13 protein-coding genes and 1 pseudogene are annotated in these 12,719 nt (G+C 71.4%); 8 read left to right on the top strand and 6 right to left on the bottom strand.

What is annotated here, in order from left to right; all coding sequences use genetic code 11:
• Positions 1-20: 20 nt before the first annotated feature.
• Together OG841_RS31170 and OG841_RS31165 are read left to right on the top strand one after the other, a co-directional pair.
• A complete protein-coding gene (locus OG841_RS31170) occupies positions 21-365 on the top strand; it encodes a hypothetical protein (RefSeq protein ID WP_371567381.1) in 345 nt (114 codons plus the stop codon).
• A gap of 76 nt (positions 366-441) precedes the next feature.
• Positions 442-1,341 (top strand): aminoglycoside phosphotransferase family protein, encoded by a 900-nt coding sequence (locus OG841_RS31165; RefSeq protein ID WP_371567379.1) that lies wholly within the window; start codon positions 442-444, stop codon positions 1,339-1,341.
• A gap of 160 nt (positions 1,342-1,501) precedes the next feature.
• On the opposite strand, the gene OG841_RS31160 is transcribed toward OG841_RS31165, so the two are convergent.
• The 3 genes from OG841_RS31160 to OG841_RS31150 all read right to left on the bottom strand — a co-directional run bounded on the left by OG841_RS31160 (position 1,502) and on the right by OG841_RS31150 (position 3,946).
• Positions 1,502-2,686, bottom strand: a complete 1,185-nt coding sequence (locus OG841_RS31160; RefSeq protein WP_365124102.1) for an IS701 family transposase — start codon at positions 2,684-2,686, stop codon at positions 1,502-1,504.
• A 186-nt stretch (positions 2,687-2,872) separates the two neighbouring features.
• On the bottom strand, positions 2,873-3,301 hold the full coding sequence (locus OG841_RS31155; RefSeq protein WP_365115353.1) for a VOC family protein: 429 nt from the start codon (positions 3,299-3,301) through the stop codon (positions 2,873-2,875).
• A gap of 63 nt (positions 3,302-3,364) precedes the next feature.
• Positions 3,365-3,946 (bottom strand): NADPH-dependent FMN reductase, encoded by a 582-nt coding sequence (locus tag OG841_RS31150; RefSeq protein WP_328638482.1) that lies wholly within the window; start codon positions 3,944-3,946, stop codon positions 3,365-3,367.
• A 277-nt stretch (positions 3,947-4,223) separates the two neighbouring features.
• On the opposite strand from OG841_RS31150, the gene OG841_RS31145 reads away from it, so the two are divergent.
• Complete coding sequence (locus tag OG841_RS31145; RefSeq protein WP_328638483.1) at positions 4,224-4,742, top strand: hypothetical protein; 519 nt, start codon at positions 4,224-4,226, stop codon at positions 4,740-4,742.
• Positions 4,743-4,853: 111 nt separating this feature from the next.
• Positions 4,854-5,480 carry a class F sortase gene (locus tag OG841_RS31140; protein WP_328638484.1) on the top strand — a complete coding sequence of 209 codons (627 nt, stop codon included), beginning with the start codon at positions 4,854-4,856 and terminating at the stop codon, positions 5,478-5,480.
• Here the strand turns inward: OG841_RS31140 and cpt are convergent.
• Both cpt and OG841_RS31130 read right to left on the bottom strand, forming a co-directional pair.
• On the bottom strand, positions 5,464-6,009 hold the full coding sequence (gene cpt, locus OG841_RS31135; protein WP_371567376.1) for a chloramphenicol phosphotransferase CPT: 546 nt from the start codon (positions 6,007-6,009) through the stop codon (positions 5,464-5,466). The two genes, OG841_RS31140 and cpt, sit on opposite strands and share 17 nt — an antisense overlap.
• A gap of 127 nt (positions 6,010-6,136) precedes the next feature.
• A pseudogene (locus OG841_RS31130) lies at positions 6,137-6,419 on the bottom strand (hypothetical protein); the annotation flags it as partial.
• 229 nt (positions 6,420-6,648) lie between these two features.
• Here OG841_RS31130 and OG841_RS31125 point away from each other — a divergent pair.
• The 4 genes from OG841_RS31125 to OG841_RS31110 all read left to right on the top strand — a co-directional run bounded on the left by OG841_RS31125 (position 6,649) and on the right by OG841_RS31110 (position 11,763).
• Positions 6,649-7,863 carry an NAD(P)/FAD-dependent oxidoreductase gene (locus OG841_RS31125; protein WP_365115286.1) on the top strand — a complete coding sequence of 405 codons (1,215 nt, stop codon included), beginning with the start codon at positions 6,649-6,651 and terminating at the stop codon, positions 7,861-7,863.
• Between the two features lies 1 nt (position 7,864).
• On the top strand, positions 7,865-10,459 hold the full coding sequence (nirB, locus tag OG841_RS31120) for a nitrite reductase large subunit NirB (protein WP_328638487.1): 2,595 nt from the start codon (positions 7,865-7,867) through the stop codon (positions 10,457-10,459).
• Positions 10,456-10,806, top strand: coding sequence for a nitrite reductase small subunit NirD (nirD, locus tag OG841_RS31115; protein WP_328638488.1), 351 nt, complete (start codon positions 10,456-10,458; stop codon positions 10,804-10,806). Before nirB ends, nirD begins: the two co-directional genes overlap by 4 nt.
• Before the next feature lie 306 nt (positions 10,807-11,112).
• Positions 11,113-11,763 (top strand): LysE family translocator, encoded by a 651-nt coding sequence (locus tag OG841_RS31110; protein WP_328638489.1) that lies wholly within the window; start codon positions 11,113-11,115, stop codon positions 11,761-11,763.
• A 22-nt stretch (positions 11,764-11,785) separates the two neighbouring features.
• On the opposite strand, the gene OG841_RS31105 is transcribed toward OG841_RS31110, so the two are convergent.
• Complete coding sequence (locus OG841_RS31105; protein WP_365115283.1) at positions 11,786-12,712, bottom strand: oxidoreductase; 927 nt, start codon at positions 12,710-12,712, stop codon at positions 11,786-11,788.
• Positions 12,713-12,719 lie beyond the last annotated feature (7 nt).

Here is a 12,719-nt window from a genome sequence, read left to right as displayed (position 1 = left end):
CGGTTGAGCGAGGACGACGGTTGAGCGAGGACGACCCGCACATCCATGTCGAGGTGAAGGTGGTCCGTGGCGAGGCCGCCGTCCGCAATATGCTCGCGGCCACCTTCGGCCTGGCCGGGGACCTGCCGAGCGTCGTCGCCACCGGGTGCGGACTGCGGGTGCCGTACGCCATGACCTCGCCGCGACCGGACCACGTGACGTGCCTGCCGTGCCGGGAGCACGCCCGCTCGGAGCACCTGCGCTTCGCCGACGAGATCGAGCGCCTCGGCCGGCTGCCGGGCTCGTCCGTCACCCCCGCCGAGGCCCCGCAGGCCGCGGCGGGGCATCGCGCGCTCGCGGAGGGGTTCTCCGGCCCGGAGGGCTGACGAAAAGCGATGGCTCCGCCCCCCGGAGCGCGGTTACGCTCCACCGCCGATGCCCGCCTCCCTGCCCTGGAGCCGCATGTCCGCCACCACGAAGATGCACGCCGACGAGCTCGACATCGACGCGGCGCTGGTCGAGGGACTGATCACGGATCAGTTTCCGGAGTGGGACGGACTTTCCGTGAGCCGGGTCGAGTCCTCCGGGACCGACAACGCGATGTACCGGCTCGGGGACGACATGGTCGTACGGCTGCCCCGGTTGCCCGGTGGGGCGGGGCAGATCGCCTTTGAACACCGGTGGTTGCCCGGGCTGGCACCGCATCTGCCGCTGGCCGTGCCGGAGCCGTTGGCGCTGGGGGAGCCGGGGCGGGGGTACGGGCTTCAGTGGGGCGTGTACCGGTGGCTGGCCGGGGACAACGCCTACGACTCACCGATCCGCGAACACACGGAGGCCGCCGTCGAGTTGGGGCGGTTCCTCGTCGCGCTGCGAGAGGTCGACGCCGCCGGTGCGCCGACGTCCTTCCGTGGTGGGCCCCTCCAGGGGCGGGACGACTACGCCCGGCTCGCGATCCGTGACCTCGACGCCGACGGAATCCTGGACGCCGACCGCGCGACCCGGCTCTGGGACGAGACCCTCCAACTGCCCCAGTGGGAACGGGAACCCGTCTGGCTCCACGCCGATCTCCTGCCCGGCAACCTGCTCACCGAGAACGGCCGACTCACCGCGGTCATCGACTTCGGCGGCCTCGGCACCGGGGACCCGGCGGCGGACATGCTGCCGGCGTGGACGCTGTTCGACCGCGAGAGCCGCGAGGTGTTCCGCTCGGCGGCCGACGTCGACGACGCCACCTGGGAGCGGGGGCGCGGCTGGGCCCTGCGCTTCGGGGTGGGCGCGGTGCACTACTACCGGGGCGGAAAGAACCCCGTCCTCGCGGCAGTGGGCATGCGGGCCCTGGAAGAAGTACTCGCCGCGGCCTAGTACTGCAACGGTGCTTGTTCTGAGTGCTGGGCAGTTCAGGGGCTGTGTCCGCGTCGTTTGTAGTGGCTGATGCGGGCTTGGTGCTGGCGTCGTCGTCGCCAGGTTGACCAGTGCAGGATGTGGTCGGCCGGGGTGGGACGACGGTCGGTGAGGCGGGTGATCAGACGTCTGATCTCGGCGAGGCTGAGATGGATGAGCTGGGAGGATCCGTTTCTGCTTTGTCGGTGTCCAGCTGTCGGGCTCGCAGGACGGTCAGGCAGGCGTGGGTGGCCATGGCCAGGGTCATGTGACGGTGCCAGCCGGGGTAGCGGCGGACCTGGTAGTCGTCCAGGCCGCACTCCTGCTTGGCGGTCTGGAAGCATTCCTCGACGGCCCAGCGGCTGCCCGCGATGCGGATCAGCTCGTCCAGGGTGGTGTCGGCGGGACAGTAGGCGATGTAGTAGGAGATCTCCTCGGGCCTGCTCACGCTGCGGCGGGCGAGGACCCAGTGCCGGCGGTCCTCGCGGTGCCAGGGCCTCACTTCGACGCGGGCCCAGTCGTAGATCCGCCGGCCATGGGCTCCCTCGCCGCAGGAACGGCGTTTCCATTTCTGCCGGGGCAGGCCGGGGAACAGGCCGTGGACGGGGTGGTCGATGGACCAGCGGGTGACGACGGTGTCGTGCCGGGTGGTGGCCATGACGTGGAAGACGTCCGCCTGCTCGAGCTCGAAGCGCCAGCCCTTGCTGTAGCCGTAGGCGGCGTCCGCCGTCACCCATCCGAAAGGGATCCGGTCGGTGATGGCCCGGCGGACCATCGCCTTGGCCATGGCCACCTTCGTCTCGAAGGCGACGTGGTCGTCGATGCCGGCCCGCCGGCAGCGGTCCCGGTCGTCCGTCCAGGACGTGGGCAGATACAGACGGCGGTCTATCAACGTGCGTCCGCGGCCGGTGGCGTAGGCGAGGAACACACCGATCTGGCTGTTCTCGGTGCGGCCGGCGGTTCCGGAGTACTGCCTTTGCACACCGGCCGAGCGGATGCCCTTCTTGAGAAAGCCGGTGTCGTCGACGATCAGGACGGCATCCCGGTCTCCGAGGTGTTCCACGACGTAGTCGCGTACGTCGTTCAGGACCTCGTCGGCGTCCCACTCGATCCGGTTCAGCAGTCGGTGGATGCGATCGGGACCGGCGTGTCCGGCCTCCTCCGCCAGCGTCCAGCCGTTCTTGCGCTGCAGCGGAGCGACCAGGCCCCGCATGTAAGCCAGCGCCGACTGACGTGGCTCCTCCCGGTTGAACCTGTGCACGAACCGCTCATGCAGAGCGTCCAGTTCACCCGCCCACAGCCTGACATCAGCAAGGTCCCCACCCATAACCACACCAACGACCGAATTGGCCAGCAGTCACGGCAAAGACCGTTGCAGTACTAGGCCAGGTCTGGACCCTGTCCCGCGGACCAGGCCGACGTCGCGGAGGCGGGGGCCCGGCACGCACTCCCGGGCGACCGGCGGCGACGCCATGGGGGCGTCCCTTCGGATTGGGGCGCCCAGCCACGGGCGTCAGCCGAAGTCCGGAAGCGTGAGCGTGCCGTCCTCCGCCAAGGGGAAGCCCGGGTTGTACGCCAGCTCCCAGGCGTGGCCGTCCGGGTCCGTGAAGGCACTGGAGTAGAAGCCGATCTCGTTCACCGCGGCCGGTTTGGTGATCGTGCCACCCGCCTCGGCCACCTTCGCCAGGAGGGCGTCGACCTCCGCCGCCGAACGGACGTTGTGGGCGAGGGCGATCCCGCCGAAGCCGTACGCCGGGCCCGGTTCGAGGCCGCAGTCCGCCGCCAGTTTCTCCCGGCTCCACAGGACCAGGCCCAGCCCCCCGGCCTGGAAGAAGACGGTCTCCGCGACCTCCTGGCCGCGCCAGCCCAAAGCCTCGTAGAAGGCCTTGGAACGGGCCAGGTCCGAGACGCCCAGCGTGATCAGGGTGATGCGCTGTTCCATGCCCATCGCCTCACCGTAGCGCCGATACGGGGGCCCGGCGCGACATCCCCGACCGCCGGCCGTTCACCCTCCGTACGACCTGGCGGCCCTCCCCTCCCTCAGCACCCGCCCCCACCACACCAGCTGGTCCAGCATCGTCTTCGCCGCGGCGTCCGGACCCGACGGATCCTTCAACCGACCGTCCGCGAAAGAACCCCCCGCGTTGTGGAAGCTCACCGTGTCCCTGACCGTCACCGCGTGGAGTTCCGCGAAGACCTGGCGGAGGTGTTCCACCGCTCGCAGGCCGCCCGAGATGCCGCCGTAGGAGACGAGGGCCACCGGCTTGGCCTGCCACTCCGTGAAGTGCCAGTCGATCAGGTTCTTCAGGCCGGCCGGGTAGGAGTGGTTGTACTCGGGGGTGAGGACCACGAAGGCGTCCGCCGACGCGAGTTTCGGGGTCACCGAGGCGAGGGCGGCGGTCACCTCGGGACTCGGCGCCATGGTCATGGGCAGGTCGGTCTCGGCCACGTCCACGATCGCGGGGACCAGGTCGTCGCGATCGCGGAGGCGGTCGAGGAGCCAGTCGGCGACGACGGGACCGAAGCGGCCGTGACGGTTGCTGCCGATGACCAGGGCGACGTGGAGAGGAGCGGTGTCTGTCTGCATGCGGGCCAGCCTGATACCTCAACCAACGTTGAGGTCAAGCGCGGATCGCGGGCGACGGGTCACCCGTTCACACGCGCGCCCCGCACTCTTCGGGTTCTCTTCGGCGACCTGCCCGCCGTACGGCGATGACCTGCTGAAACTCCGCCCGACCCGGCCCGGGTCACGGCGATCTGACACCCATTCACCACATTTCTGACGAACTCTCAGGAAGCGGGCTCGGCCCACTGCCACTTACCTCGAAGGCACAGGGATCCACTCGAGAGCTCGAAGGAGCATCATGCGCCCCACCGCCCGGCTGCTGACCGGCAGCGCGCTCGTCGTCGCCGCGGGTCTCGTCTGTGCCCCCGCGTACGCGGGGGACTCGGACGGTCTCGAGATCTTCCCGTCGTCCGCGGTGCCCGGCGGCCAGGTCACGGTGAACACGGCCGCGTGCGGGGACGGCGGTACGGCGCAGGGAGACGCCAGCGCGGTGGGCGCGGACTCCTTCACGCTGGCGCCCAGCACACACGAGGGTGACGCGATCGGACAGTTCCGAGTGCCGCCGAGCGCGCAGCCGGGGACGTACGAGATCGCCGCGACCTGTGCGGAGGGCGGCCGGCGGGTGACCGGTGACCTGGTGGTCACGCTGACCTCGCAGCGTCAGTCGGTGCATCCCAGAGGAAGTGTGAAGACGGGGGTCGGTGGCGCTCTGGGCCCCGATCCCGTACAGACCGCGGCCGGTGTGGCGGCTCTCGCCGTCGCCGCCGCGGGCGGTACCTGGCTCCTGCATCGCCGGGCGAGAGGCGACGGGATCTGACGGACACCCTCCGCTGTCCGTCCGCCGGTACCGCATGTCCCCTCCCCCTCCGGGTCCGATGCCCCTCGCGGCCCGGAGGGGGACGGGCAGGCCGTCGAGGAGGAGGTTCCTGTGCGCAACCGCGGCTTCGGCAACACCGTCATAGCGGGCGTCACCGTGGTGGCCCTGTGCACCGGCGCGTGGCTGCTGCGCAGCGGCGCCGAGACACACGCCCCGCCGCAGCCGTCCGCGGCCCAGGCGCACGCGGGTGTGGACACCCGTCGGGCCGCGGCGCCCGCGCTGTCGCCGTCCCCGCCGGACCGCGTGCGCATCCCCTCGATCCGCGTGGACGCGCCGCTGATGGGCCTCGCCCTCACCCGGAGCGGCAGTCTCGACGTCCCCCCGGCCGGCAGGAAGAACCTCGCCGGCTGGTACGAGTCCGGCACCACCCCGGGCGAGACGGGCACCGCGATCGTCGCCGGGCATGTCGACAACGCCGAAGGACCCGCCGTCTTCTACGACCTCGGCGCCCTCCGGAAGGGCAGCGCGATCGAGGTGGACCGGCGCGACGGAAGCGTCGCGGTGTTCACGGTGGACGCGGTCGAGGTGTACGACGCGAAGGCCTTCCCCGACGAGAAGGTGTACGGGGCCGCGAGCAGGCCCGAGCTGCGGGTGATCACCTGCGGCGGCGGCTACTCACGCTCGACCGGTTACCGGGGGAACGTGGTGGTGTTCGCGCATCTCACGGGGCACCGCTGACGACCGCCTCGGCGATGGTGCGCGCGCAGTCCAGGGCCTCGGTGTGGGTGGTGTCGACCTCGAGGTCGTAGACCACGCCCTGGTGGACGAGTTCCGCATGCTTCTCGGCCATCCCCCGCGACCGGTCGCCCCGGACGATCTCCCGCCCCGCGGCCACCTCCGCGTCGCACCGGACGCCGACCCACAGCACGTCCAGTCCGTCCAGCGACTTCCGCCACCGTTCCTGGGAGTGCGCTCCGCCCAGGAACACGTCGTCGACGATCACCCGGGCGCCCGCCCAGGCCGTCGCGGCGACCCCGGCCCGCCAGGCCGCCTCCAGCCGCGTGAACTCCTCGCCCACGCTCACTCCGCCGTCCGCCGCGAACTCGATGCCCGTGCCGGAGGACTGGAGCGAGGCGGGCATCGACTCGACGAACCCGTCGATCCCGAAGGCCAGCCACGGGTCCGGCAGAACCGCCTGCAGACAGCGCACGATCCCGGACTTGCCCGAGCTGGACCCGCCGTTGAGCACGATCACCTGAGTCGTCACGGCGCCACCGTAGCGTCAGGCGAGCCGCTGTTCGTACGCAATATCGGCGACCAGCGCGATGCCGCCGCCGCAGGGCGGTGCCGTGCCGAGCGAACATCGCCCGTGCTCCGTCGTCGGTGCGGCAATGCGGGGCGGCGCCGAAGGCGGGGCGCAGGCTGACGAAGGGGGCGACACCCAGCAGTACGACCATGATCAGCGGCTTGAGCACCTCCGTGTGCGGACGGCCGGCCGTACGTCACCGCGGCCCCCGAGGTGCCGACGATGGCGACCGCCTTGTTGGTGCCGAGCGCGTACAGGGCCGGGGTGCCGGTCGGCAGACCGTGCAGCGGGACCGGCCCGAGGGCCGTGAGGCACACCCCCGGGACACCCTGGACCGCGGGATCGCGGCGGCGGAACGTGGGTACCGTCACACGGCGGCGGAGCGCGGGCGCCGTACCGGGGGCCGGGAGAGGACGGGTCGTAGACCAGGCCGTACGCCCTCACCGGCGTCGACGCCCGCACCGCGGCCCTCCTCACAGTGCGCACCGGCCGTCCGCGCCGAACCCTCACATCCGGTCCCGGCACCAGCTGAGGGCAGCGTTCCTCGCGGGAAACAGACGTGATGCGGTCGGGTAACACCCGCAACGCAGGCTCCTGGATATGACCTCGAATACGCGTGTGGTGGTGATCGGCGCCGGGCTCGCGGGCGTCCGACTCGCCCGGCGGCTCGGAGAGCTCGGCACGCCCGTGACGCTCGTCGGCGAGGAGGAGCACCGCCCGTACAACCGGGTGCTCCTCGCCGAGGTGCTGGCGGGACGGTACACCCCGGACGTGATCGCGCTTCCGGCGCCGACCGCGCTGACCCGTGCCCGGGTCGTGGGCATCGACCGCGAGGCGCGGACCGTCGAGTGCGCGGACGGTTCGAAGATCGCATACGACCGGCTGGTTCTGGCCACCGGCTCGAACCCGGTACTGCCGCCGCTGCGCGGTCTGTTCACCCCCGACCACGAGCTGCCGGAGGGCGTCCATGCCTTCCGCACCATGGACGACTGCCTGGGCCTGTCCAAGGCGGTCCGGCCGGGAGTGAAGGCGGTCGTGATCGGCGGCGGGCTCCTCGGGGTCTCGGCGGCCCGCGCGCTCGCCCAGCGTGGCGCCCAGGTCATGCTGGCCCAGCAGTCCGAGCGGCTGATGGAGCGCCAGCTCGACCCGAGCGCGTCCAAGCTGGTCCGGCGCCACCTCGGCGACCTCGGCGTCGAGGTCCACACCGATCTGCGCGTCCGTGACGTGCGCTGCGTCGGCGGCGCGGTCCGCTCGGTCGAGATGGCCGACGGATACGCCCTGGACGCCGAGATCGTGGTCCTGGCCTGCGGGGTCCACCCCCGTGTCGGTCTCGCGCAGACCGCGGGGCTTCAGGTCCGCAAGGGAGTCGTCGTCGACGACGAACTGCGCACGTCCGACCCGTACATCCACGCCATCGGCGACTGCGCCCAGCACGACGGCAATGTCTACGGCCTCGCCACGCCGGCCCTCGAACAGGCCGATGTGCTCGCCGAGTTGCTGGCCGGTCGGGTGAACGCCCGCTACACCGGGACCCGTTCGCTGACCCGGCTCACGCTGCCGGGGCAGACCGCCTTCGACCTGGCGGCGTTCGGCGAGACCGAGGCGCTCCCGGGCGACGACGTCGTCCAGCTCGCGGACGCCACCCGCGGCACCTATCGCAAGGTCGTCGTCCGCGACGACCGCCTGGTCGGCGGGGTCCTCGTCGGCGAACTCGGCACCGTCGGCGCGCTCGCCCGCGCCTGGGAGGGAGCAGAGCCGCTCCCCTCCGACGGCGGCCCGCTGCTCCACCTGCTCACCAACGATGGAGGCTCCTGAGATGACCGCCACCCCGGGGCCCACCCCCACGATCGTGCTCGTCGGCCACGGCATGGTCGGCCAGCGCTTCCTCGAAGCACTCGCCGAGCGCGGCATGACCGCCACCCACCGCGTGGTCGTGCTGTGCGAGGAGCCGCGTCCCGCGTACGACCGCGTCGCGCTCACCTCGTACTTCTCGGGCAAGACGCCCGAGGACCTCTCCGTGACCGACATGGAGTTCATCGAGACGCACGGCATCGAGCTGTACGTCGGCGACCCGGCCGTCGCTGTCGACCGCGAGGCGAAGCAGGTCACCGCGAAGTCCGGTCAGGTCTTCGCGTACGAGACCCTCGTCCTCGCCACCGGCTCCTACCCGTTCGTGCCGCCGGTCCCCAACAAGGACGCCCAGGGCTGTTTCGTCTACCGCACGATCGAGGACCTCCTCGCCATCGAGGAGTACGCGAAGACGCGCACCACCGGTGCCGTGGTCGGCGGCGGTCTGCTCGGTCTGGAGGCGGCCGGCGCGCTGAAGGGTCTCGGACTCACCTCCCACATCGTGGAGTTCGCGCCGCGGCTGATGCCGGTGCAGGTCGACGAGGGCGGTGGCGCGGCGCTGCTGCGCACCATCGAGGAGATGGGCCTGAGCGTCCACACCGGGGTGGGCACGCAGGAGATCGTGGTCGACGCGGAGGGTGCCGTCACCGGGATGAAGCTCTCCGACGGCAGCGAACTCGCCACCGACCTGGTCGTGTTCAGCGCCGGTGTCCGCCCCCGCGACCAGCTGGCCCGCGACTGCGGTCTGACGGTCGGCGAGCGCGGCGGCATCACGGTCGACGAGCAGTGCCGCACGGTCTCCGACCCGCATGTCTTCGCGATCGGCGAGTGCGCGCTTGCCTCCGACGGCCGGGTGTACGGCCTGGTGGCCCCCGGTTACGAGCAGGCCGAGACGGCCGCGGCGACCATCGCCTCCGACGAGGCCGCCTTCCTCGGCGCGGACCTGTCCACCAAGCTGAAGCTGCTCGGCGTGGACGTCGCCTCCTTCGGTGACGCGCACGGCGCGACCGCGGACTGCCTCGACGTCGTCTACTCCGACTCCCGTGCGGGCCTGTACAAGAAGCTCGTCATCGGCCGCGACGGCACGCTGCTCGGCGGCATCCTGGTCGGCGACGCGGAGGCGTACGGCACGCTGAAGGCGTTCACCGGTTCGGTTCCGCCGGTCAAGCCCGAGTCGCTGGTGCTGCCCGCCGGTGCCGGGGAGTCCGTCCAGCTCGGCCCGACCGCGCTGCCGGACGACGCGATCATCTGCTCCTGCAACAACGTCCGCAAGGGCACGATCCGCGCCGCGGTCACCGACCACCAGTGCACGACCGTGCCCGAGGTGAAGAAGTGCACCAAGGCCGGTACGACCTGCGGCAGTTGCGTCAAGGTGCTCGGCCAGCTGGTCACCGCCGAGCTGGAGGCGTCCGGCGTCGAGGTCGACAAGGGCCTGTGCGGCTGCTTCTCGCAGACCCGCGAGGAGCTCTACGAGATCGTCCTGGCCCTGCGCATCAACACCTACCAGGACCTCCTGGACCGCTATGGCCGCGACGGCGCCAAGGGCGGCGACGGCTGCGAGATCTGCAAGCCGGCGGTCGGCTCGATCATCGCCTCCCTCGCCCCGACCATCGGCGCGAGCGGCTATGTCCTGGACGGCGAGCAGGCCTCGCTGCAGGACTCCAACGACCACTTCCTCGCCAACATCCAGAAGAACGGCTCCTACTCGGTCGTCCCGCGCATCCCCGGCGGTGAGATCACCCCGGAGGGCCTCATCGTGATCGGCGAGATCGCCCGCGACTTCGGTCTCTACACGAAGATCACCGGTGGTCAGCGGATCGATATGTTCGGCGCCCGCGTCGAGCAACTCCCGCTGATCTGGACCCGGTTGGTGGACGCCGGCTTCGAGTCCGGCCACGCCTACGGCAAGTCCCTGCGCACGGTGAAGTCCTGCGTCGGCCAGACCTGGTGCCGCTACGGCGTCCAGGACTCGGTCCGCATGGCGATCGATCTGGAGCTGCGCTACCGGGGCCTGAGGTCGCCGCACAAGCTGAAGTCGGCGGTCTCCGGCTGCGCCCGCGAGTGCGCCGAGGCCCAGTCGAAGGACTTCGGCGTCATCGCCACCTCCAACGGCTGGAACCTGTACGTCGGCGGCAACGGCGGCGCGACCCCCCGCCACGCGGACCTGCTGGCCCAGGACCTCTCGGACGCCGAACTGATCAAGCTGATCGACCGGTTCCTGATGTTCTACATCCGCACCGCGGACCGTCTGGAGCGCACCTCGACCTGGCTGGAGCGCATCCCCGGCGGCCTGGACCACGTCCGTGACGTGGTCGTGGAGGACTCCCTCGGCATCTGCGAGGAGCTGGAGTCCCTGATGACGGCCCACGTGGCGCACTACGCCGACGAGTGGGCGACCACCATCAACGACCCCGAGAAACTAGCCCGGTTCGTGTCCTTCGTGAACGCCCCCGACACCCCCGACCCGGTCGTCGGCTTCGTCGCCGAGCGCGACCAGATCAAGCCCGACCTGCCGCTGCTGACCATCGGCCACCGCCCCCTGGAAGGAAGCGCCCAGCGATGACCCTGGCACCCGAGACCACCGACCTGAAGGTCGAACTCCAGCTGAACGACGACTGGTTCGCGGTCTGCGAGCTGACCCGGCTGCTCCCCGGCCGGGGCGTGGCGGCCCTGCTGCCCGACGGCCGTCAGGCCGCCCTGTTCCGCGACCGCGCCGGCAACCTGTACGCCGTCGACAACCGCGACCCCTTCGGCGGCGCGGCGGTCCTCTCCCGCGGCCTGACCGGCACCCACCAGGGACGGCCGTTCGTGGCCTCGCCCCTGCTGAAGCAGCGCTTCGACCTGGAGACCGGGCAGTGCCTGGACGACGAGTCGGTACGGATCACGACGTACGCGGTGCGGGCGGCGTAAGCCCGGGCCGCGGCTCGGAACGGAAGGGGCGGGCACCGTCCGGTGACCGCCCCGCGCTGAGACTCCGTCGAGGTCGGTCGCGTAGTCCTCGAAGTCGAACACCCGCGCCGGGCCCGGAACGGGTGCCCGGACGTGGCCCGGACGTCGTGGCCACCGGCTTCGGCCTTCACCAGACCGTCGGCGGTGCGCTGGAAGAGCTGGGTGACCCGGCGCAGGGTCTTCGCTCCACGGCCCGAGGTGCGCGGCAGAGGGCCCGTCGGCGGAAATCCGCTGGAGGGCGCGGGTCCCCCGTGCTTGCATGGCGGCATGGTGCCCACCGACCGTCTTCTCGCCTTCGCGGCCATGTCGTTCCTGCTGATCGTGGTCCCCGGACCCAGCGTGCTGTTCGTGATCGGCCGGGCGCTCGCTCAGGGCCGGCGGGCCGCCCTGACCACGGTGGCGGGGAACACGGTCGGCGCCTACGTGCTGGTCCTGGCCGTCGCGTTCGGGGTCGGCTCGATCGTGGAGCGCTCGGTCCTGGTCTTCACCACGCTCAAGCTCGCCGGTGCCGCCTACCTCGTGTACCTGGGTGTCAAGGCATGGCGCGGTCGCGGGTCGCTGCGTGCGGCGTTCGCCGAGGACGTGACGGCTGCGGCGGCGGGGCACGGTGGTCTGCGGACGTTCGGGGAGGGGTTCGCGGTCGGCGTGACCAACCCCAAGACCATCGTGTTCTTCGCCGCCGTACTGCCGCAGTTCGTGGACCGCGGCCAGGGCCATGTGGCCGCGCAGATGCTGCTGCTCGGGCTGGTGTTCAACGTCATCGCGCTGGTCTCCGACGCCGTGTGGGGGCTGGTCGCGGCGACCGCGCGGGGCTGGTTCGCCCGCTCGCCGCGCCGCCTCTCCCGGGTGGGTGGGGTCGGCGGGCTGACCATGATCGGCCTGGGTGTGACGGTGGCGGTGACGGGCCGGAAGGACTGAGGCGCTCAGGGCCTCAGCGGGCTCAGACCTTCAGGGCGTCGTACGCCACCCCGGTGAGTTCCTCCGAAGCGGCCCAAAGCCGCTGGGACGCCCGGTCGTCGCGGGTCCACGGGGCCCGCCAGGAGGGGGCCGGGGAACCGCGCCACCCCGCCAGGGACGGTCCGGTGAAGGAGTCGGGCGGCACGTCGGGGGCGGTGGCCGCGTAGAGGGTCGGGAGCGCGCCCGCGTCGGCGGACTGGGCGAAGAATCGGTTGCCGACCCGCATGAAGCGTTCCGCCGCCCTGCGGCCGGCCATCTTCGGGCCCGCCGTCTGGAGGTTGGTGGCTGCGTACCCCGGGTGCGCCGCCGCCGCGACCACGTCCGAGCCGTGGGCCGCCAGCCTGCGGGCCAGTTCGTGGACGAAGAGAAGATTGGCGGTCTTGGAGCGGGCGTAGGCGACCCAACGGCGGTAGCGGCGCTCGCTGTTGAGGTCGTCGATGTCGATGTTGGCCAGCGCGTGCGCCGTGCTTGAGACGGCCACGACGCGCGCGGCGGGTGTCGCGAGGATCGTCGGCAGCAGCAGCCCGGTCAGTGCGAAGTGGCCCAGGTGGTTCACCCCGAACTGCGTCTCGAAGCCGTCCGCGGTCGTGCCGTACGGCAGTGCCATCACGCCCGCGTTGTTGATCAGCAGGTCGAGGCGGTGGTAGGCATACGTCGCCGCGAACTCCCGTACGGAGGACAGGTCCCCGAGGTCCAGGCGGGCGAACTCCACGTCCGCACCCGGGACTTCGCCGACCAGTCGGTCCCTGGCCCCGACGCCCCGCGCCTCGCTGCGGCAGGCGAGCAGCACGCGGGCGCCCCGACGGGCGAGTTCCCGCGCGGTGACATACCCGATGCCACTGTTGGCCCCGGTGACGACGGCTACGCGTCCGCTCTGGTCGGGGATGGCCTTCGCACTCCAACCTGACATGGCCGGG

Source organism: Streptomyces canus, from assembly GCF_041435015.1.
Lineage (GTDB): Bacteria > Actinomycetota > Actinomycetes > Streptomycetales > Streptomycetaceae > Streptomyces > Streptomyces canus_G.
The sequence above is the reverse complement of the archived record's forward strand: the minus strand, read 5'-3'. Positions and strand labels throughout refer to the sequence as shown.

Coding starts and splice junctions, on each gene's coding strand:
- OG841_RS31165 (WP_371567379.1), top strand. CDS start 442: ATGTCCGCCACCACGAAGATGCACGCCGACGAGCTCGACATCGACGCG.
- OG841_RS31160 (WP_365124102.1), bottom strand. CDS start 2,686: ATGGGTGGGGACCTTGCTGATGTCAGGCTGTGGGCGGGTGAACTGGAC.
- OG841_RS31155 (WP_365115353.1), bottom strand. CDS start 3,301: ATGGAACAGCGCATCACCCTGATCACGCTGGGCGTCTCGGACCTGGCC.
- OG841_RS31150 (WP_328638482.1), bottom strand. CDS start 3,946: ATGCAGACAGACACCGCTCCTCTCCACGTCGCCCTGGTCATCGGCAGC.
- OG841_RS31145 (WP_328638483.1), top strand. CDS start 4,224: ATGCGCCCCACCGCCCGGCTGCTGACCGGCAGCGCGCTCGTCGTCGCC.
- OG841_RS31125 (WP_365115286.1), top strand. CDS start 6,649: ATGACCTCGAATACGCGTGTGGTGGTGATCGGCGCCGGGCTCGCGGGC.
- nirB (WP_328638487.1), top strand. CDS start 7,865: ATGACCGCCACCCCGGGGCCCACCCCCACGATCGTGCTCGTCGGCCAC.
- nirD (WP_328638488.1), top strand. CDS start 10,456: ATGACCCTGGCACCCGAGACCACCGACCTGAAGGTCGAACTCCAGCTG.
- OG841_RS31110 (WP_328638489.1), top strand. CDS start 11,113: ATGGTGCCCACCGACCGTCTTCTCGCCTTCGCGGCCATGTCGTTCCTG.
- OG841_RS31105 (WP_365115283.1), bottom strand. CDS start 12,712: ATGTCAGGTTGGAGTGCGAAGGCCATCCCCGACCAGAGCGGACGCGTA.